The organism is Caballeronia fortuita (assembly GCF_001544835.2).
In the GTDB taxonomy this organism is placed as follows: Bacteria; Pseudomonadota; Gammaproteobacteria; order Burkholderiales; family Burkholderiaceae; genus Caballeronia; species Caballeronia fortuita.
In genome coordinates this window covers 564517-585271 of record NZ_FCNX02000002.1, presented here as the reverse complement: position 1 = coordinate 585271, position 20755 = coordinate 564517, and the positions used below count along the sequence as shown (strand labels likewise).

At 63.1% G+C, this 20755-nt stretch carries 18 protein-coding genes and 3 pseudogenes; 12 read left to right on the top strand and 9 right to left on the bottom strand.

All coding sequences use genetic code 11. The features are described from left to right. Window positions 1-5 precede the first annotated feature (5 nt). On the top strand, window positions 6-1463 hold the full coding sequence (locus AWB77_RS06925; RefSeq protein ID WP_061133626.1) for an AarF/UbiB family protein: 1458 nt from the start codon (window positions 6-8) through the stop codon (window positions 1461-1463). Here the strand turns inward: AWB77_RS06925 and AWB77_RS06920 are convergent. The 9 genes from AWB77_RS06920 to AWB77_RS06880 all read right to left on the bottom strand — a co-directional run bounded on the left by AWB77_RS06920 (window position 1460) and on the right by AWB77_RS06880 (window position 9969). Further along, window positions 1460-2257: an IclR family transcriptional regulator gene (locus AWB77_RS06920; protein ID WP_061133716.1), complete on the bottom strand. Its 798-nt coding sequence runs from the start codon at window positions 2255-2257 to the stop codon at window positions 1460-1462. The genes AWB77_RS06925 and AWB77_RS06920 overlap by 4 nt on opposite strands. A gap of 10 nt (window positions 2258-2267) precedes the next feature. Further along, a complete protein-coding gene (locus AWB77_RS06915; RefSeq protein WP_061133625.1) occupies window positions 2268-2978 on the bottom strand; it encodes an SDR family NAD(P)-dependent oxidoreductase in 711 nt (236 codons plus the stop codon). An 11-nt stretch (window positions 2979-2989) separates the two neighbouring features. Beyond that, on the bottom strand, window positions 2990-4291 hold the full coding sequence (locus tag AWB77_RS06910; protein WP_061133624.1) for an MFS transporter: 1302 nt from the start codon (window positions 4289-4291) through the stop codon (window positions 2990-2992). A gap of 50 nt (window positions 4292-4341) precedes the next feature. Beyond that, complete coding sequence (locus tag AWB77_RS06905) at window positions 4342-4869, bottom strand: 2,4'-dihydroxyacetophenone dioxygenase family protein (protein WP_061133623.1); 528 nt, start codon at window positions 4867-4869, stop codon at window positions 4342-4344. A 181-nt stretch (window positions 4870-5050) separates the two neighbouring features. Then, complete coding sequence (cyoD, locus tag AWB77_RS06900) at window positions 5051-5383, bottom strand: cytochrome o ubiquinol oxidase subunit IV (protein WP_061133622.1); 333 nt, start codon at window positions 5381-5383, stop codon at window positions 5051-5053. Next, window positions 5383-5991: a cytochrome o ubiquinol oxidase subunit III gene (cyoC, locus tag AWB77_RS06895; protein WP_061133621.1), complete on the bottom strand. Its 609-nt coding sequence runs from the start codon at window positions 5989-5991 to the stop codon at window positions 5383-5385. Before cyoC ends, cyoD begins: the two co-directional genes overlap by 1 nt. Then, window positions 5991-8000, bottom strand: a complete 2010-nt coding sequence (gene cyoB / locus AWB77_RS06890) for a cytochrome o ubiquinol oxidase subunit I (RefSeq protein ID WP_061133620.1) — start codon at window positions 7998-8000, stop codon at window positions 5991-5993. Before cyoB ends, cyoC begins: the two co-directional genes overlap by 1 nt. Window positions 8001-8003: 3 nt before the next feature. After that, window positions 8004-8891: a ubiquinol oxidase subunit II gene (gene cyoA, locus AWB77_RS06885; protein ID WP_061133619.1), complete on the bottom strand. Its 888-nt coding sequence runs from the start codon at window positions 8889-8891 to the stop codon at window positions 8004-8006. 235 nt (window positions 8892-9126) lie between these two features. After that, entirely contained in the window at window positions 9127-9969 is an 843-nt protein-coding gene (locus AWB77_RS06880; RefSeq protein ID WP_061133618.1) for an IclR family transcriptional regulator domain-containing protein, read from the bottom strand. Between the two features lie 92 nt (window positions 9970-10061). On the opposite strand from AWB77_RS06880, the gene AWB77_RS06875 reads away from it, so the two are divergent. The 11 genes and pseudogenes from AWB77_RS06875 (at window position 10062) to AWB77_RS35000 (ending at window position 20711) form a co-directional block, all read left to right on the top strand. Further along, window positions 10062-11321 carry an aromatic ring-hydroxylating dioxygenase subunit alpha gene (locus AWB77_RS06875; RefSeq protein ID WP_061133617.1) on the top strand — a complete coding sequence of 420 codons (1260 nt, stop codon included), beginning with the start codon at window positions 10062-10064 and terminating at the stop codon, window positions 11319-11321. Between the two features lie 20 nt (window positions 11322-11341). Continuing rightward, window positions 11342-11809: an aromatic-ring-hydroxylating dioxygenase subunit beta gene (locus AWB77_RS06870; RefSeq protein ID WP_061133616.1), complete on the top strand. Its 468-nt coding sequence runs from the start codon at window positions 11342-11344 to the stop codon at window positions 11807-11809. Beyond that, entirely contained in the window at window positions 11806-12756 is a 951-nt protein-coding gene (locus tag AWB77_RS06865) for a PdxA family dehydrogenase (RefSeq protein ID WP_061133615.1), read from the top strand. The genes AWB77_RS06870 and AWB77_RS06865 overlap by 4 nt, the downstream gene beginning before the upstream one ends. 11 nt (window positions 12757-12767) lie before the next feature. Further along, window positions 12768-13742: an FAD-binding oxidoreductase gene (locus AWB77_RS06860; RefSeq protein WP_061133614.1), complete on the top strand. Its 975-nt coding sequence runs from the start codon at window positions 12768-12770 to the stop codon at window positions 13740-13742. Window positions 13743-13778: 36 nt separating this feature from the next. Next, a complete protein-coding gene (locus AWB77_RS06855) occupies window positions 13779-15131 on the top strand; it encodes an MFS transporter (protein WP_061133613.1) in 1353 nt (450 codons plus the stop codon). Between the two features lie 113 nt (window positions 15132-15244). Then, the gene (locus AWB77_RS06850) at window positions 15245-15982 is read left to right on the top strand and encodes a PA3715 family protein (RefSeq protein WP_061133612.1); all 738 of its coding nucleotides are present in this window, start codon (window positions 15245-15247) and stop codon (window positions 15980-15982) included. A 208-nt stretch (window positions 15983-16190) separates the two neighbouring features. Continuing rightward, window positions 16191-17933, top strand: coding sequence for an ABC transporter permease (locus AWB77_RS06845; protein ID WP_061133611.1), 1743 nt, complete (start codon window positions 16191-16193; stop codon window positions 17931-17933). Window positions 17934-17949: 16 nt separating this feature from the next. Beyond that, window positions 17950-19062, top strand: a complete 1113-nt coding sequence (locus AWB77_RS06840; RefSeq protein WP_061133610.1) for an ABC transporter ATP-binding protein — start codon at window positions 17950-17952, stop codon at window positions 19060-19062. A 136-nt stretch (window positions 19063-19198) separates the two neighbouring features. Next, a pseudogene (locus tag AWB77_RS06835) lies at window positions 19199-19936 on the top strand (MFS transporter); the annotation flags it as partial. Then, a pseudogene (locus tag AWB77_RS36755) lies at window positions 19909-20329 on the top strand (sensor histidine kinase); the annotation flags it as partial. The pseudogenes AWB77_RS06835 and AWB77_RS36755, both read left to right, overlap by 28 nt. A gap of 45 nt (window positions 20330-20374) precedes the next feature. Further along, window positions 20375-20711 (top strand): annotated as a pseudogene (locus tag AWB77_RS35000) (response regulator transcription factor). Window positions 20712-20755 lie beyond the last annotated feature (44 nt).

Genomic DNA, 20755 nt, shown 5'->3' with positions numbered 1-20755 from the left:
TGAATTTGTTCGTCCGACGACTCGCGACGCTCTGGCGTCTCGGCCGCGCATTCGTGCACGAGAGCCATCAGACGCATCTCGCCGATGACGGCACGGCGATGACGCGCGTCGCGCGCTTTTTCGCATCGCATGGCGCGCGCGCCGCGCCGCTCGGTGCGGGCGTGCCGGCGCCGGCGCTGTCGCAGTTGTCGCGCGTGCTGGAGAACGCATCGGGCGCGCTCGCGCGTCATCCCGCGCTCGCGGAAACGGCCGTGCGCGTCGCGCTCGCCGAACTCGACGGACTCTTCACGCCTTACGATGCCGCGCGTTTTCGCGCCGCATGCGCTGCGGCGTTTCCGGCCACGCTGGCGTTCGAACTCACGGCGTTGAGCGACGTGCCGTTGCGCTCGGGCGTCGCGGAGCAGACGCACGTCGCGCGGATCGGCAAAGTGCCTGTGCGTGTCACGCTGCTGCGCGCGGATGCACATGCCGAACTCGAAGACGATCTCGATCTCGCGCTTGCGGCGGCGCGTTTCGCGGAGCGGCGCTCGTCGAAGGCGCGCGAGATGCATCCGGTGGAATGGGTGCGGCGCGCGCGGGAGAGCGTCGACGCGATGATCGATCTGCGCCAGCGCGCCGCCGATCAAAGCTATCTGCGCTTTCGTCTGCGCGAGGACAATCGGCTCGCCGTGCCCGAAGTGCTCTGGGATTATTGCAACGACGCCGTGCTGACTACGCGCGCGATCGATACCGTCGCGTTGTCGGATGCGGCCGCGCTCGCATCGTGCGGACTCGATCAGGCGAACGTCCTCGCGACGCTCATCGAAGCGTTCTTCGAAATGGCGCTTGGTATCGGCCTGTATCACGCGGGTCTCGACGCGGCGGGCGCGCGCGTGAGCATCGAGCCGGACACGCGCGGCCAGATCGTCCTCGAAGCCGATAACCCGATGATGATCTTCGCGGCGCACGAGCGCGACTTCATCGTCGGTGTGTCGCATGCGCTCATGGAAGGCGATCACAAGGCGGCGGCGCGCGCGCATCTCGAGCACGGCCGTCCGCAAGCCAACGTGACGCATCACGAGGTGCGCGTCGAGGCAACCTACCGGCGCGAGGCCGAGCGTTTCGCGTCGCCGCAATCGAGATGCGGCGCGGGCGTCGCGCATCTGTTCGCGGCCATCGGCAAGGCGCCCGCCGAGCACATGTTCAGCGCGTCGCACGGGCGGATCGCATCGCGCGCGGTGTTGCTGGCCAGAGCGGCCGAAAGGATCGAGCGTGTCGCGCAGGACATTGCGCCGAATGTCGACGTATGGAAGATCGCGCGCAAGGTCATCGTGCGGCTCGTCGCGGATCAGTTCAGCATGCGAGGCATGGCCGCCCGTTTCGCACACGAAGCGACGCATTGGGCGCATACGTTGCCGCGCTTGCCGTCGCTCATGGCGAGACGCGCGGCGGCTTCGCAACGAACGGGCGGCACGAGCCGCTAGCGCGTGCCGGGGCTCATGCGCTCCGCGATCGCACGGCATGCTTCCCTGAGCGGCGCGATGTAGGTATCGAGCGGCGTCGCGCTCTTGCGGAACAGCGGAATGCTGATGCTCACGCAGCCGAGCGTCGCGCCGTTCGCGCCGACGATCGCGCTGCCGTAGCAGAAGATCTGCGCCTCGTTTTCCTCGCGGTCTTCGGCGTAGCCGCGCGCGCGTGTCGCGTCCAGTTCGGCGTCGAGCGCGGCGCGGTCGATGATCGTATTCGGCGTGAAGCGCTCGAACGCGATGCCTTGCAGGAGCGCATTGCGTTCGGCGGGCGATTGCATCGACAGATACGCCTTGCCGACGGAACTCGAGTACAGCGTCACGCGCGTACCGATGCGCGAGGCCATGCGCACCGCATGCGGGCTTTCGAGCTTCTCGACATAGACCATCTCCGAGCCGCTGCGCACGGCCAGATGCACCGTTTCCTGCGTCGCGTCGCGCAGCGCCTGCAATGCATCGGCGGCGGCGATGCGCAAGTCGGAGCGCTCCCAGCTGCGGCTCGCGAGCGTCATCAGCCGCGGACCGAGCGCATAACACGCGCCGCGCGCGCCTTCGACGACGAGCCCTTCCGCGATCAGCGCGCCGACGATGCGATACACGGTCGGACGCGGATAACCGCTCGCCGCCGTGAGGCGCGCGATGGTCGGCGGTTCGTCGGCATCGGCAATGAGTTGCAGCACCGCCATGAACTTGGAGAACGCGGCGGTGCCGGTGGTCCTGGCGGCGTCGAGGGCAGTCGTGTCTGAAGGCATGATGCGCGAATCATGCCACGAGATAGCCGCCATCGACGGGAACGATCGCGCCCGTCATGAACGACGCCGCCGGCGACGCGAGAAACGCCGTCACCCGCGCGACGTCTTCCGGCAGGCCCCAGCGCTTCATCGGCGTGCGCTCGAGGATCGCTTGCGAGCGGCCGTCGTCGTCCTGCAGCGCCTGCGTGAGCGGCGTCGCGATCCAGCCGGGCGCGATCGCGTTCACGCGGATGCCGTCGGCGGCGTAGGCGATCGCGAGCGACTTCGTCAGTTGCGCGACGCCGCCCTTGCTCGCGCTGTATGCGGGCACGAGGCCGCCGCCGAAGAACGTCAGCATCGACGCCGTGTTGACGATCGAGCCACGGCTTTCTGCGAGCAGCGCGCGCGCGGCCGCGCACATGCGCATCGTGCCGTTGAGATTCACGGCGATCACGCGCTCGAACGTGTCGATGTCGTGCTCGTCGCCGCGACGGATCATTCCCGCGCAGTTGACGAGCACGTCGAGCGCATCGACACGTTCGTACAGCGCGGCGACGCTCGCGCCATCGGCGACATCGAGTTCGACGACCTCGATGCCGGGCATGTCGATGCGCGCGAGTCCCGCCGCTATCACGCGCGCGCCGAGCGCCGCGAACTGCTGCGCGATGCCCGCGCCGATGCCCTGCGTGCCGCCGGTCACGACGACGGTCTTGTCCTTGAAGAGATCAGCTTGAAAAGTCATAACGTTGTGATTTATACGGCGGGGACGGGCTCGGCCTTCTGACCGGCGTCTTCGATCGGCGCGCGCACGACGAACATGTACACGAGCGCGGCGGCGAACGCGACGCCCGCGCTGATGAGGAACGCGTTCACGAACGAGTGCGTCTTGTCGACGACAAGACCGGTGATGAACGGCGCGAACGAGCCGCCGAAATAGCCGCCGAAATTCTGGATGCTGCCGAGCGACGCGACCATGTGGCGCGGCGCGGCGACCGAGACGAGCGCCCATGCCGCGCCGCTCGCCATGTTGACGAAGAACATCGCGGCCGAGAGATAGACGATCGCGAGCGTGAGATTCGGTGTGAACGCGGCCGGCACGGTGAAGAGCGCGCCGCCGATGAGACCCGAGCAGATCGGCCACTTGCGGCTCCTGATAGGCGCGACGCCGCGCGCCATCAGACCATCGGCGATGAAGCCCGACGACAGCATGCCGAGCGTGCCGGCGAGATACGGGATCGTCACGACCCAGCCGGTCTTCGCGATGGTCAAATGACGCTCGTGTTCGAGATACGCGGGCAGCCACGTGAGATACAGCCACACCATGTAGATCACGCCCATGAAGCCGAAGATCATGCCCCACGTGGTCGCACGGCCGAACAGGCCGCGCCATTCCGCGAAGGTCATGTTGCGTTCCGCGCGCTGCGCCGGCTCGCCTTCGGTCAGATGCGCGAGTTCGTGCGATTCGAGCTTCACGTCGCGCCGATTCCGATACACGATGTACCAGCCGATCGATACCGCGATGCCGAGCGCGCCCATGATGATGAACATGTTGCGCCAGCCGAACGACAGCAGCAGCACGGTGAGGATGGGCGGCGCGAGCGCGGGGCCGATCGTCGACGACGTGACGAAAATGCCCGTCGGCTTGCCGCGTTCGCGCTGCGCGAACCATTCGGACACGACCTTCGCGCCTGCCGGAAACTGCGGCGCCTCGCCGATGCCGAGCGCGATGCGCGCCGCGAGAAACTGATGCAGGGTGGTGACGAGGCCGCCGAACAACTGCGCGACCGACCACACGAACATGCCGAGGCCGAGCATGACGCGCGCGCCGAAGCGATCGAGCATCGCGCCGATCGGCAACTGCGAGAACGCATACGCGAACGAGAACGCGGAAAGCAGCAGGCCCATCTGCGAAGCGGACAGGCCGAGTTCCTGCGTGACGGAGTGATTCGCGATCGACAGCGTGCTGCGATCGAGATAGTTCACGATGCCCGCGAGCATCAGAAAAGTGATCGCGATGACCTGAATGCGCTTCAGGCGCGGTGATTTTTCCAGCATGTTGTCTCCTCCGGATGCTCTTTTGAGTCTGTCGAGGGTTGAAGTTGAAGCTAGCGAATGAACTGATCGACGAAAGCGGCGCCGAGACCGACCGATTCGTAATGCTTGCGGCACATGTCCACCTTGGTGAACACGTCTTCGTAACCGGTGTAGTTGCCGTATGGATCGCAATAGAACATCACGCCGTTGACCTGGAAGTAGGTGATCATCTCTTCGACGTCTTCCGGCACGTAGAGCGTGTGCGTCTCGCCGGGCGGCTCGAAGACGTAACTGCCTTCGGTCGCTTCCCAGTCATGTTCGAGATAGCGCCAGCGGCCTTTGAGCACCATGCCGTGCACCGCTTGCGGATGACGATGCCGCGACAGCACGCCCGACTTGCGCACGCGCAGCAGGTTCATCCAGTAACCGGTCGATACGTTCAGGCACAGCGGGCGAAACCACACGTTTTCGGCTTGCGGAACCCACTCGCGTTCGTCGGCGGGAATCGCGGAAGGAACGACGATTTCCTTTTGCGCTTCCTTGGGAAAGGGAAGTTGATACGGCGTCATGGCGTCTGCCGAGGGCTTTGGCGCGCTCATCGTGTCTCCTTGTCCATAATGTGGATGTTGAAATCAAATTATGGACAGATATTCTTCCTCACTCTGCTAATTGTCAAGATTCTTCATCGGATGCCGAATTCGTGCAGGACCGGCGATTTGGGCGCGCGAAAAAAAAGGCGGATCCGAAGATCCGCCTTGCCGGTCGATGTAGCCGCGTCGATTATCGCGCCATCATCAACGTGTGCACGTTATGCATCACCCACACCGTGCCGACGATCAGAATCAGCGACATGAGAATGGTGTAAGCGAAGGACATCGCGTGCCAGCGCTGTCCCTTCGATGCGTTCACGTGCAGGAAGAAGATTACATGCACGATCACCTGCACGGCGGCCAGCACCGCGAGCGCGGCAATCGTGCCTTCGCCCCTGAACGCGCCCGAAGTCGCGACCCAGAACGACGCTACGGTCAGCACCACAGCCAGCACGAAGCCGACGAGATAGCCGCCCACGGTCACATGCGGAAAATCGCTCGAATTGCTATGCGAATGTGCCATCACACCATGCTCCCGAGATAGACGAAGGAAAACACGCAAATCCAGACGATGTCGAGGAAGTGCCAGAAAAGGCTCAGGCAGGCGAGGCGGCGCAGTTCGCGCTCGTTCATCTGCGGATTGCGCGCAATCTGCACCGCGAGCACGACGAGCCAGATCATGCCGATGGACACGTGCAAACCGTGCGTGCCGACCAGCGTGAAGAACGCCGACCAGAACGCGCTGCGCTGCGGACCCGCGCCTTCCGCGATCAGATGCGAGAACTCGCGCATTTCCAGGCACAGGAAGCCTGCGCCGAGCAGGAACGTGACGAAGAGCCACGCGAGCACCGCGCCCGTCTTGCGGCGCGTCGCAGAGATCATCGCGAGGCCGAAGGTCAGGCTGCTCGTGAGGAGCAGGCCGGTTTCATACGCGACGTCCGTCAGCTTGAACAGATCCTTCGGCGTCGGGCCGCCCGCGGTTTGCATCGCGAACATCGCGAAGGTCGCGAAGAGCGACGCGAACAGCACGCAATCGGTCATCAGGTAGGCCCAGAAGCCGAACACCGAATGCGACTGGTGCTCGTGCTCATGGCCGTGCGCGTGTTGCGCGGAGAGTGTCGATTGCGACATTACATTGCCTCCAGTTCGAGTTCGCGCGCCGCGCCGGATTTCGCGGGCGTCTTCGGCGGACGATTGCGCTCTTCGGTCGCCTTCACGGTCGCGGCCGGGATGATGAAGCCAGCGTTCTCGCGGAAGCTGTAGCCGATCGCCGTCGCGAAGATGCCGACGAGACCGGCGACTGCCAGCCACCAGATGTGCCAGATGGCGGCGAAACCGAAGGCGAGGGCGAACACGCCGATCGCGAGTCCTGCGCTCGTATTCGACGGCATGTGGATGTCGCGATACTCACGCGTGTCGACGCGGCCATGCTCCTTCGCATCGGCGAAATCGTCGAGTGCGCGCACGGCCGGGATGTGCGCGAAGTTGTAGACGGGCGGCGGCGAGCTCATCGTCCATTCGAGCGTGCGCGCGTTCCACGGATCGCCCGTGAGGTCGCGGTAGGCAGGCTGATTGCGGCGGATGATGCTCACCACGATCTGCGCGACCTGGAACACGACGCCCAGCGCGATGATTCCCACGCCGACAGCGGCCACGATGAAGAACGGCTGCCACGCGGGGTTGTCGTAGTGATTCAGGCGGCGCGTCGCACCCATGAAGCCGAGGATGTAGATCGGCACGAAGGCGACGAAGAAGCCCACGAACCAGCACCAGAACGCGTTCTTGCCGAGCTTTTCGTCGAGCTTGAAGCCGAACACCTTCGGCCACCAGTAAGACACGCCCGCGAAGTAACCGAACACCACGCCGCCGATGATCGCGTTATGGAAGTGGGCGATCAGAAAGAGACTGTTGTGCAGCACGAAGTCCGCGCCGGGGATGGCGAGCATCACGCCCGTCATGCCGCCGAGCGTGAACGTTATGACGAAGCCGATGGTCCAGAGGATCTGCGACGTCATCTGCACGCGGCCGCGGTACATCGTGAAGAGCCAGTTGAAGATCTTCACGCCGGTCGGGATGGAAATGACCATCGTCATAATGCCAAAGAAGGCATTGACGTTCGCGCCCGAGCCCATCGTGAAGAAGTGGTGCAACCACACGAGGAACGAGAGAACCATGATGCAGCAGGTCGCCCAGACCATCGTCTTGTAGCCGAACAGCGGCTTTTTCGAGAACGTCGCGACCACTTCGGAGTAGATGCCGAACGCGGGCAGAACCAGGATGTAGACCTCGGGGTGACCCCAGGCCCAGATCAGGTTCAGATAGACCATCGGGTTGCCGCCGCCGTCGTTCGTGAAGAAGTGCATGCCGAGATAGCGGTCGGCAGCGAGCAGCGCGAGCGCGACGGTCAGGATCGGGAACGTCGCCATGATGAGCACGTTCGAGCAGAAAGCGGTCCACGTGAACACCGGCATCTTCATCCACGTCATGCCGGGCGCGCGCATCTTCACGATGGTCACGAAGAAGTTCACCGCCGTCAGCAGCGTGCCGACACCGGACAACTGCAGCGCCCAGATGTAGTAGTCGACGCCGACGCCCGGACTGAACTGCGTCTCGGAAAGCGGCGGATACGCGAGCCAGCCCGTCGCCGAAAACTCGCCGATGAAAAGCGACAAGTTGATCAGGATCGCGGCGACCGCCGTCATCCAGAACGACAGCGAGTTGATGAACGGGAACGCCACGTCGCGCGCGCCGATCTGCAGAGGCACGACGAGGTTGAAGAACGCGACCAGCAGCGCCATGGCCATGAAGAAGATCATGATGGTGCCGTGCGCCGAAAAGACCTGGTCGAAGTGATGCGGCGGCAGATAGCCGGGCGAATCGAGCGCGATCGCCTGTTGCGCGCGCATCATGACGGCGTCGGCGAAACCGCGCACGAGCATGAGACCGGCGACGACCAGATACATGACGCCGATGCGCTTGTGATCGACCGAAGTCAGATACTCGCGCCAGAGCCAGCCCCATTCGCCGAGTTTGGTGATGAGGCCGACCGTACCGAGCGCGAGGATCGCCATGAAGACAGTCGCCCCCATGATGATTGGCTCGTGATACGGGATTGCCTCAAGCGTTAGTTTGCCGAACATGGCTTACCCCTTGGTTACACAATTTGCGCCTACGACCGAGTTGCCGTAGTTGTACTTCGCGACGATGTTGTTGAAGAGCTTCGGATCGACGTTCGAGAAGTAGCGCACCGCGACCTTCTCGCTCGGGCGCGCGACGCCCGCATAGACGTCCATGCTCAGGTTCTCGGGCGCGTTCCTGACCTTCTTCACCCATGCGTCGAAGTCGGCGCCGGACATGGCCAGCGCGCGGAACTTCATGTCGGAGAAGCCCTGGCCGCTGTAGTTCGCCGAGATGCCGGCGTAGTCGCCCGCGTGATCGGTGAGCAGATGCAGCTTCGTCTGCATGCCCGCCATCGCGTAGATCTGGCTGCCGAGCTGCGGGATGAAGAACGAGTTCATCACCGAATCCGACGTGATGCGGAAGTTCACCGGCGTGCCGACCGGGAACGCGAGCTGGTTCACCGACGCGACGCCCAGGTCCGGATAGATGAACAGCCATTTCCAGTCGAGCGCGACGACTTCGACGTTGATCGGCTTGACGTTCTCGACCTTGATCTCCTTGTACGGATCGAGCTCGTGCGTGGTTTTCCACGTCAGGACGCCGAGGAACAGGATGATGGCCGCGGGAATCGCCCAGACGACGATTTCGAGCGCCGTGGAATGCGTCCACTTCGGCGCATACGTGGCCTTCGTGTTGGACGCGCGATAGCGCCATGCGATGAACAGGGTGAGCAGGATCACCGGGATCACGACCAGAAGCATGGCGTAAGTCGCGGTGGCGATCAGCGAGGATTCCGCTGCGCCAATCACGCCTTTCGAGTCCAACACCTCCAGCTTGCATCCCGAAAGACAGAGACTGGCTATCGACCCCGATAACAATGGCACTGCTAAACGTTGGCTATTTTCATTCATTGCATTCGCTGGTTTCTATGATCGAAGCGTCCCGGGAGAACGCCAGTGCACGGCTTTGCGCCGCGTCGAGATCATGCCACGCGCGATTTTTCGCGATGGCGCGAATGGTTGAAATTTTGTTTCAGATCAAGCTGATGCGACAGGGTGTCGCGCGGAATCGGGCGCTTGCGGGCCGTGGCGCAGGGAGCAGGAGTCTACAACGAAGTAATGCGATCGCGGATGTAATAAAGCATCGTCAAAGCGCGCGTTCCAGGCGCGCGGCGACCTGTTGCAGCACCGGCAGAAAGTAGAGCGTCATCGCCTCGACGCTCACACGCGCCGATGACACGCTCACGCTCACCGCGGCCTCGATGCCGCCCATGCGGTTCTTCACCGGCACGGCCATCGCGCGCATGCCGAGTTCCAGCTCTTCGTCGCTGATCGCGTAGCCGTCGGTCTGCACGCGATGGATCGCCGCGATCACGTCGTCAGGCTCGCTGATCGTGCGCGGCGTGAGCTTCTTCAGCGGCAGCGCGGCAATGTGCCGCGCGATTTCGCCTTCCGATTTCTGCGACAGCAACACGCGGCCCGTCGCCGAGCAATACGCCGGCAGGCGTCCGCCGAGCTTCGCGCCCGTCGACACGATGCGGATCGCTTCCGCGCGCCCGACGAACACCGAATGACCTTCGTCGAGCACGGCGAGCGACACCGATTCCTGCAACTCGTCGCGCGCGGCGGCGAGCAGCGGCTGCGCGATCTGCGCGAGCGACGACGTGCTCAGGTACGCGCCGCCCAGTCGCAGCATGCGCGGCAGCGGTGTGAAGAACTTGCCGTCGTGCAGCAGATAGCCGAGATCGACGAGCGTGAGCAGACAGCGGCGCGCGGCGGGGCGCGAGACGTCGGCGAGGCGCGCGGCTTCCGCGACGGTCATCCGCACGGTCGTCGTGCTGAACGCCTCGATGATCGCGAGGCCCTTCGCGAGCCCGCCCATTCCTTCGCGCGCACGCGGTTCCGACGCTTCTTCGCCGGCGAATTCGGACTCGGCGACGGACGCGCGCGCGCCGTCGTCGCCGTTGACAGGCAATTTGACGGATGTCATGATGGTTCTATATTCGAACAATGTACGGTATTCGAACACGGCGGCAACGCTGTGTCAAGCGCCGGAAAGATGAGACATCCAAGGAGAACGACTTGAACTACATCCCCATCAAACCGGCGCCGCGCGCCGAGGTGCGCTGGCCCGAGGAAGGGTTGACGCGCGTGCCGTACAGCGTGTTTCAAAGCGAGGATGTCTACGCCGACGAGCAGGACAAGGTCTTTCGCGGCGCGAACTGGAACTTCCTGTGCCTCGAAGTCGAGCTGGCGAATCCGGGCGATTTCCGCGCGACGTTCGTCGGCGACACGCCCGTCGTCGTCACGCGCGACGAAGACGGCGAGCTGTATGCATTCGAAAATCGCTGCGCGCATCGCGGCGCGCTCGTGTGTCTCGAAGATCAGGGCAATGCGAAGGATTTCAGTTGCGTCTATCACGCGTGGACGTACAACCTGCAAGGCGACTTGCAGGGCGTCGCGTTCAAGGACGGGATCAACGGCAAGGGCGGCATGAAGCCGGACTTCTGCATGGAAGACCACGGCCTGCGAAAGCTGCGCGTCGAGACGCTGCATGGCCTCGTCTTCGGCAGCTATTCGGACGACGTCGCGCCGCTCGACGAATATCTCGGCGACGAAATCGTCTCGCGCATCGCGCGCGTGTTCGAAGGCCGCAAGCCGGTCGTGCTCGGCCGCTTCACGCAGATGCTGCCGAACAACTGGAAGCTCTATGTCGAGAACGTGAAGGATTCGTATCACGCGAGCATCCTGCATCTGTTCTTCACGACGTTCCAGTTGAACCGGCTGTCGCAGCGCGGCGGGATCATCGTCGATCCGAGCGGCGCGCATCACGTCAGCTATTCGGCGGTCGATCATGCGAAGGAAACCGCGAGCACCGATTACGCGCAGCAGAACATTCGCTCCGAAAGCGGTCATCGTCTGGAAGACAGGTCCGTGCTCAAAGGCACCGATGAATTCGGCGACGGCATCACGCTGCAAATCCTTTCCGTGTTTCCCGGCTTCGTGCTTCAGCAGATCCAGAACGCAATCGCCGTGCGCCAGATCCTGCCGCGCGGCGTCGCGGAAACCGAACTCAACTGGATCTATCTCGGCTTCGACGACGACACGCCCGAACTGCGCGAAATGCGTCTGCGTCAAGCGAATCTCGTCGGCCCGGCGGGTTATGTGTCGATGGAAGATGGCTGCGTCGGCGGCTTCGTGCAGCGTGGCATCGAAGGGGCGGAGCATGCGTGCTCGGTGATCGAAATGGGCGGCGACACCGCCGAAAGCAGCGAGAGCCGCGTGACGGAAGCCTCGATTCGCGGCTTCTGGAAAGCGTATCGCCACGCAATGAGCTATTGAGCACGACGGGGACGAGCACCATGCAAGACACTTTCCAGACGATCGCGCGCGCGCAGGCGGAATACGCGCGCTGTATCGACGACGGCGATCTCGCGCAATGGCCCGACTTTTTCGTCGGCGAATGCGTGTACAAGGTGACGACCGCCGAGAATCACAAGCGCGGTCTCGCAGCGGGACTGATCTACGCGGCATCGCGCGGCATGCTGGTCGACCGCATCGCTTCGTTGCGCGATGCGAACATCTACGAACGCCATGCGTATCGGCATGTGCTGGGCCAGCCGTACATCGTATCCGACGATGGCGGCGAAGTGCGCAGCGAAACGTCGTTCATGGTCGCGCGCATCATGCGCGACGGCACGACGAGCCTCTTTGTCACCGGCCGTTATCTCGATGTCTACGTGCGGCACGGCAACAGCGTGAAGCTGCGCGAACGTATCGCGGTGTGCGACAGCTCGCGCATCGATACGCTGCTCGCGTTGCCGCTATGACGCGCGCTTCTTCCGTCATCGCGCTTTCCATCGGCGATCCGAACGGCATCGGGCCGGAGATCGCCGTGAAAGCGGCGGCGCGCCTTGCGATCGATGATGGCCCGCGCGCCGTGCTCGTCGGCGATGCACACGTGATCCGCTGGTATGCGCAGCGTTGCGCGATTCCGTTCGATACGCTCGATGTCCTGAACGTCGATGCGCTTCCCGTCGCTTCGTTCAAACCCGGCGAAGTGAGCGCGGCGGCGGGTGCGGCGACGCTTGCCTACGTGCGCGCGGCGCTCGATCTCGCACGCGCCGGACACGCCGATGCCGTGATCGCTTGCCCGCATTCGGAAACGGCGATCAACGCGTCGGGCACAGCGTTCGCGGGCTATCCCGGCTACGTGGCGAAGCATCTCGGCCTCGCATCGGACGATGTCTATCTGATGCTCGTCGGCGGCGGCTTGCGCATCGTGCACGCGACGCTGCACGAAGGACTCGCGGGCGCGCTCGCGCGTCTCACGTCGAAACAGGTCGAAGGCGCGGCGCGCGCGGCGGTGCGCGCGATGCACGCGATGGGTGTCGGGCGTCCGCGCATCGGCGTGATGGGCATCAATCCTCATGCGGGCGAAGGCGGCCTGTTCGGCCGCGAGGATATCGACGTGACCGAGCCCGCCGTCGCGAGATTGCGCGATGAAGGCATCGACGTGATCGGCCCGCTTGGCGCGGACTTGCTGCTCACACGCGAGGACATCGACGTGTTCGTCGCGATGTATCACGACCAGGGCCACATTCCGGTGAAGCTGCGCGCGGGGCGCAATTCGGCGGCGATGTCGATTGGCGGCGATGTCGTGTTTTCGAGTGTCGGACACGGCAGCGGCTTCGATATCGCGGGACAGCTCCTGGCCGATCCCGCGCCCTTGCTCGGCGCAATCGGACTCGTGACGCGCGGTGTATCGCCCGCTTGAAAGGAGCTTGAGTGTCTTATCAGATCAGCGTCGCTTCGAGCGACATCCGTTTCGATTGCAACGATGGCGAGAGCGTGCTCGATGCCGCCGAACGCGCGGGTTTCGCGCTGCCGTATTCGTGCCGCAAGGGCGTGTGCTCGGAGTGTCAGGGCGGCGTGGTGAATGCGCGGGGCGAGACGGAAAAGGCGCTGCTGTGCTGCGTGCGTCCCGCGTCCGATATGACGATCGTGCCGCGCAAGATCGAGAAGCGCGAGCGCATCGTGCGCAAGAAGCTCGATGCGTCCGTGTTCCGCATCGCGCAGGCCGCGCCCGATGTCACGCTGCTGCAACTGCGCTTGCCTATCGGCGTGCGCACGAAGTTTCGCGCGGGCCAGTATCTGCGGATTCATCTCGACGATGACACCGTGCGCAATTATTCGATGGCCAACGCGCCGCATCAAAGCGACAGCGTGCATCTGCATGTGCGCCACGTGCCTGGCGGCCGCTTCTCCGATGGGGTGTTGAAAGAACTCGCAACCGGCAGGAAGCTGCGCATCGAACTGCCTTATGGCGAATTTTTCTTTCGCGACGAATCGTCGAAACCGGTGATTCTCGTCGCGACGGGAACGGGCTTCGCGCCGGTGAAATCGATCGTCGAAGATGCGATCAAGCGCAAGCTCGCGCGGCCGATGAAGCTGTACTGGGGCGCGCGTCGCAAGGAGGATTTGTATCTCGCCGATCTCGCGCAGAAGTGGCACGACGAAGGACATGTCGAGTTCATTCCAGTGCTTTCCGATCCAGGCGACGACTGGACCGGACGCACCGGACTCGTGCATCGCGCGGTGCTGGCCGATCATGCATCGCTCGATGAACAACAGGTCTACGCATGCGGCAATCCGGCGATGACGCGCGCCGCTCGCGACGAGTTCACGCAGGCGGGCTTGCCGGAAGACGAGTTCTTCTGCGATGCCTTCGTGCAGACCGATACGCAGCAAGTCGCGGCATAGCGATAGTCAGATAACAAACAAAACGGAGACAATAAAGTGGGTTCCCCAAGTATCGACGTTGCCGACATCATCGAGCGGCAGCGCATCAACGGCCGGCAATATCTGATCGTGCTGCTGTGCGCGCTCCTGATGTTCCTCGATGGTTTCGACACGCAGGCCGTCAGTTACATCGTGCCTGTGCTCGCGAGAACATGGCACTTGCCGCGCGAGATTCTCGGCTCGATTTTTTCGGCGGCGCTCGTCGGCCTGATGGTCGGCTATCTCGCGATCTCGCCGCTCTCGGGCCGCTTCGGCCACAAGCGCATGATGGTCTTCAGCACCGTGTTCTTCGCGATCTTCACGCTGCTCACGGTCTTCGCGACGAACGTCACCGAACTGATCGGCCTGCGCTTCCTGACGGGCATCGGCCTCGGTGCGGCGGCGCCCAGCGCGGTCGCGCTGACGTGCGAGTTCGCGCCCAAGCGCGTGCGCTCGACCTTCGTGCTGCTCGTGTATTGCGGCTTTTCGCTGGGCTTCGTCGTGGCGGGCTTCACGTCGGGCGTGCTGTTGCCTGCATTCGGCTGGCAGTCGCTGATGCTAGCGGGCGCGGTCGCGCCGCTTCTGCTGACCTTGCCCCTCGCGTTGATGCTGCCCGAGTCGCTTGCGTTCCTGAAGAAACGTCCGCAAGGCGAAGCGCGCGTCCGCAAGCTCGTGCTGAAGGTGTTTCCCGACGCGAGGATTCCGGAAGGCAGCCGCTTCATTCTCGAAGACGAACAGGAATCGCGCGCGAGTGTCGCGGCGTTGTTTCGCGGCCGCACGTCGATCGGTACGCTGCTGCTGTGGGGCGTGTTCTTTCTGAATCTCGCGGAGTTCTACTTCCTGCAAAGCTGGCTGCCGACGATGCTCACCGGCCTCAATTATCCGGCCGCGACGGTCGTGTGGGTGACCGCGCTGCCGACGATCGCGGGCGTGATCTCCGCCGTGCCGCTCGGACTCGCGATGGACCGCGTCGGCCCGTATGTCACGTTGACGGTGATGTACGCCGCCGGATGCCTCTTCATGTTCATGGTGGCATCGACGTTCGCCGCGCCCGTGTGGCTGCTGATGATCGCGGTGTTCTGCGCGGGCTTCTGCATCAGCGGCGGACAGAAGAGCGTGATCGCGCTGGCGGCGATCTACTATCCGTCAAACCTGCGCTCGACGGGCGTGGGCTGGGCGCTGGGCATCGGGCGTCTCGGCGGGATCGCGGGACCGTTGATCGTCGGCGTGATGTATTCGGCGCACTGGACGCCCGCGGAAGTGTTCCGCATTGCCGCGCTGCCGGTGCTGGTCGCGGGCGTGGCGGTATTTTCGATGGGGCGTTTGTCGGGATCGCCGCATGCGGTGGAGAGGCGGCGCGTGCCGGGGTGAGTCACGCGTCAAATGATGTTGCAAGGCTGAACGGATCGAAGCGCGTCGTTCAAAATGCCCATCCGGCGCGGGCCCACTGGTTTGCGCCGTCATCTCAGAAGGCGTTAGACGACATGAACAAGAAAGCTTTGATTCTCGCCGCCAGTTTGCTGGCGCCCGTGTTCGCTCATGCTGCATGTACCGATTTCATGCAGACGTGGGTCGACAAACTCCACCCCGGGCGAACGCTCGACACGACCCTTGCCGTGTGCAAACAATGGCCAGCGAATCCGGATCTCACGCTTGCGGTGCTGCCTCTCGAGCAGAAGGGCAATAGCGACGACCAGGGCACTGACGATCTGGCGATCCTGGTCGCCGACAGTACTTCAGGCTCGGTGATCGCACGCCTCTACGAGCCCGATGCGATAACCTTCGATGCGGTTCGGGTTTCCGCCATCGAACTCGATACTGCGCGCTATCAATTGAAGCCGGGCAATCGTGCGTTTGGCGTGCGCGTCCACTACTCCGGATCGTCAAGTGCGAATTCCTTCGGCGGGACGTCGTTGAGTCTGTACACGATCGAAGGTCAAACGCTGCATAAAGTAGTCGACCGCCTTGCCGTATCGAGCGGCAGTGGCGAAACCAACGGAGAGTGCGACGGCTTCTACGACTCGACGGACAGAACGATCGACATCGGTCCGATCAGTCGCGAAGGTTACGCGGTCCTGAAGATGTCTGAAAAATCGACGCACACCGTCAGCAAGATGGTCAGCGGAAAATGCGTCGACAAGGACACATCACAGCGCAAAAGCTTCGATCTGAACTACACCAACGGACGTTACGCGGTATCGAAAGCGCTGCAATGGAACTGATCCGCACTGCCTAAGCCACGTCGTTCCCGCATCGAACAAGCGCGGCCCGGCCCCCAAGCCGCGCCGCGCTTTTCATTTCACTGCGCAGAACGCCCGCCGTGCCAGCGCATCATCGGTATTTTCCGCAGGGTTGTTTGCTTAGATGCCTAAGCATATGATGCCCTTCATCCGATGACACTCAGTCGATCACTTCGAGGAGGGGCCGCGCTTGGAACTGACATTCGATGCGATGAAAGCGGCTCTCACGCGTTCCAGGCGGCTCGATGCCAAGTGGCTCGTGATCGGCGGCGCTGTCGCGATCGCAGGCGTGCTTGCGCTGATCCCGCTCGTGTTCCTGTTCTGGCAGAGCTTCTTCACGCCGCAAGTCGCCGACGATCCCGCCGTCTTCACCTTCGGCAACTACAAGCTCGCCTACGGCAGCCCCGAAACGCTGCGCACCCTGTTCAATTCGCTGAAGTTCGCGTCCGGCGCGGCGTGCGTGTCGTTTTCCATCGGCACCGTGCTCGCGTGGATCATCGAACGCACGAACACGCCGATGCGCAGGTTCTTCTATGCGATCACCATCGTCCCGTTGATCGTCCCGAGCATTCTCTTCACCATCGCGTGGATCTTTCTCGCGAGCCCGAAGATCGGCGTGCTGAACGTGGCGCTCGCCTCGCTCTTCGGCGTGACGAAGCCCGTCTTCGACATCTACAGCATGGGCGGCATGATCTGGGTCGATGGCCTGCACTATTCGACGATGGCCTTCCTGCTGATGTCGGCGGCGTTTCGCGGCATGGACCCGTCGCTGGAGGAATCGTCGCTGATGAGCGGCGCGGGCATCGCACGCACGATGTGGCGCATCACGATGCGGCTTGCGTTTCCGGCCATCGTTTCGACGATGCTCATTCTCTTCGTGCGCGCGCTCGAATCGTTCGAAGTGCCCGCGCTGCTCGGCTTGCCCGTAAAGCTGCAGGTGTTCACGTCGTCGATCTATGAAGCGATCGAGCAGTATCCGAGTCAGATCGGGCTCGCATCGTCGTATTCGATGCTGCTGCTCGCGATCACATCCGTCGGACTGTATCTGCAAGCGCGCGTGTCGTCCGGAGGCGGCAAGTATTCGACGATGAGCGGCAAGGGCTTTCGTCCGCGCGTCGTCGAAATCGGCAAATGGCGCTTTTTGACGGCGGGCGTATTCGTCGTGTACTTCCTGCTGATCGTCGCGCTGCCGTTCGCGGTGCTGCTGTGGTCGTCGCTGCAGAAGTATTACCGCACGCCGTCGCTCGCCGCGCTGCATGATCTTTCCTTCGACGCCTACCGCTACATCCTGCATCTCTCGACGCTGCGTCACGCGGTCATCAACAGCCTGCTGCTTTCGTTCGGCTGCGCGACCGCGGTCATGTTGCTGTCGGCGGTGATCTGCTGGATCGTCATCAAGACGAAGCTGCCGGGCCGCTGGCTTCTCGATAATCTCGCGTCGCTGCCGCTCGTGTTTCCCGGGCTCGTGCTCGGTCTGTCGTTCATGATCGTGTCGCTCAAGGTCGATATCGGCATCTACGGCACGTTGTGGATTCTGCTGATCGCGTACATCACGCGCTTCATGCCTTACGGCATGCGCTACACGACGACATCGATGGTGCAGATTCACAAGGAACTCGAAGAATCCGCCGCGATGAGCTGCGCGAGCTGGAGCGCGACCTTCTTTCGCATCGTGCTGCCGCTGCTCAAGCCCGGCCTGCTCGCAGGATGGATCTACGTGATGATCGTGTCGATACGCGAACTGTCGAGCTCGATCCTGCTGTACAGCCCCGGCTCGGAAACGGTGTCGATCGTGATCTGGGAACTGTGGCAGAACGGGCAATACGTGGAGCTTTCGGCGCTCTCGGTCATGCTCGTGCTCGCGTTGCTCGCGCTCGTCATGCTGCTGCAATGGATCGGCGGGAAGTTCGGCGTGAAGGCGAGCCACGGCTAAAACATCGGAGACGAACGTGCTGAACGTACAAGGTCTGAACACCGAATATGTCGATGGCAACAACGTGCGCGTGCGCGCGGCGCGGGACGTATCGTTCGATGTGCCGGAAGGCAAGCTCTTCACGCTGCTCGGCCCGAGCGGTTGCGGCAAGACGACGACCTTGCGCTCCATCGCCGGACTCGAACGTCCGGTCGGCGGATCGATCTCGGTGAACGGCGTCACCGTGTTCTGCGCGCGCGACGAAACCTTCGTGCCGCCGAATCGCCGCAAGTTCGGCATGGTGTTTCAGTCGTACGCGATCTGGCCGCACATGACCGTGTTTCGCAACGCGAGCTTTCCGCTCGAAGTCGGCGAGAAGAAGTATTCGAAGCGCGAGATCGAAAAGAAGGTGATGCGCGTGCTGACCGCGGTCGGGCTCGATCACGTCGCCGATCGCGAGGCGACGCGCATGTCCGGCGGACAGCAGCAGCGTCTTGCGCTTGCGCGCGCGCTCGTGATGGAGCCGAAGCTCTTGTTGCTCGACGAACCGCTCTCGAACCTCGACGCCAAACTGCGCGACAAGATGCGCTTCGAGTTGAAGCGCATGCAGCGCGAGCTGCGCATCACGACGATCTACGTGACGCACGACCAGGAAGAGGCGCTCGCGCTGTCGCATGAAATCGCGGTGATGAAGGACGGTGAGGTCGTGCAGAAGGCCGCGCCGCGCGCGATCTACGATCTGCCTAACTGCAAGTTCGTCGCGGACTTCGTCGGCACGACCAATTTCATCGATGGCCGCGTGCGCGAATGCGCAGGCGAGGACGGCAACGTGCTGATCGAATCGTCGATCGGATCGATCGCGGTGACGAACGCGGTGTCGTGCCGTCCCGGCGACGAAGTCGCGATCTCCGTGCGTCCGGAAAACGTCATGGTCCACGAATCGCTCGATGGCATCGGCGAGCGCAACGTGTACACGGGCACGGTCGCGGCGAAAGTGTTTCTCGGGGAAACGCTCGATTTCCAGATCAGGGTCGGCGAACAGATCGTGCTGGCGCGCGTGCATCCGTCGCACAAGACGCCGGTCGGGGAGACCATCCATTTTTCGATCGATCCGGCGAGTTGCATCGCGCTGGCGTCTCATAAGGCCTGAAGCCGAAATCGCTAGTCCGTCCGGACTACGCCGCATGAACTAGCGACACAGCGCCGCCGCATCCGCACGGCGGATAGGCGTTTCGCGCGACGCTCCTTAACCTTGTCGGGAAAGTTACAACGACAAGGAAAGGACGATGAACGTCGTCGACTCGACCCTCGCTTCGGAAGCATCGACCGATGCGCGCGCCTGGCGCGTGCTCGGCGCGAGCACTTTCGCATTCACGATCTGCTTCGCCATCTGGATGGTCTTTGCCATTCTCGGCATTCCTCTCAAAAAGCAGCTTCATCTCACCGATACCGAATTCGGCCTCATCGCCGCGACGCCCGTGCTCACGGGTTCGCTGCTGCGCGTACCGCTCGGCCTCTGGACCGACCGCTTCGGCGGGCGCATCGTCCTTTTCTGCACGATGGCCGTGACCATCGTGCCGATCTGGCTGATCGGCTACGCCACCGAGTTGTGGCAATTCCTCGTGCTCGGCTTGTTCGTCGGCATCGCGGGCGCGTCGTTTTCAGTCGGCACGCCGTATGTCGCGCGCTGGTTCCCGAAGTCGCGCCAGGGTCTCGCGATGGGCATCTTCGGCGCGGGCAATTCGGGCGCGGCGCTGACCAAGTTCGTCGCGCCGGTGCTGATTCTCGCGGCGGGCACATGGACGATCGTGCCGAAGGTCTATTCCATCGCGATGCTCGTCACCGCGCTCGTTTTCTGGTTCGTGTCGGCGTCGAACCCTGCGCACCGTAGCGCGAGGACGCAGAGTTTCACGGCGCAGATGGCCGTGCTGAAAGACCGGCGCGTGCTGCGTTACGCACAGTACTACTCGGTCGTGTTCGGCGGCTACGTTGGCCTCGCCTTGTGGATGCCGCAGTACTACGTGAAGTGAACGAATCCATCGAGCGCTTTGGCACGCAGACGGCTATCGTTCCATCGCTTGAATATCGCGGAGAAGGAGGCTTGCCCTTGCCGCCGGATCAGCAGTTGCAGGTGCTTTTCATTCTGCAGGAGGCGTTGTCGAACATTCGAAAGCACGCTGAGGCGCAGCGCGTTTTCGTGACGATCGTCAATGGTCGCGACTTTAGCCTCCTTGTCGAGGATGACGGTCAGGGCTACGATCCAAAGGAAATGGCCGTCCTGGGCGAGACGCATGTCGGCTTTCATATCATGCGCGAGCGCGCGAAAAGGCTCGGCGGCATGCTTCGGCTGACCGGAGCGCCGGGACGGGCCGCGCGTCGAACTCGTCTTGCCGGCCCCGGCACGTCAGGCTGTCTGAACATGGTCACGCGCGCTCGCTTCCAGAGCTGCTTCGAGTTGTGTCATGAGCATTTGCATTCTGTTGATCGACGATCACGCGCTATTTCGCTCGGGCGTTCATGCGCTCCTGCAACGTCAATCCGATTTCGAAGTTGTCGGCGAAGCTCCCGATGGGCTCGAAGGTCTGAAGCGCGCGAAGCCGTTTCGCCCGGACGTAATTCTGCTTGATCTCAACATGCCCGGACTGCAACAAGGAAATCGCGCGCTCGCTGATGCTCGCGGAAAGCACGGTGAAGATCCACGTGCGCAACATTTTGCGCAAGCTCAACCTCACGAGCCGCGTGCAGGTCGCGATCTACGCGGTCGGGCACGATGCGGTGCAGGCGACAGAAACCGCCTGAACGGTCGTCGCGCTGCATCGAAGCTCGCATCACATCAAGCTGCA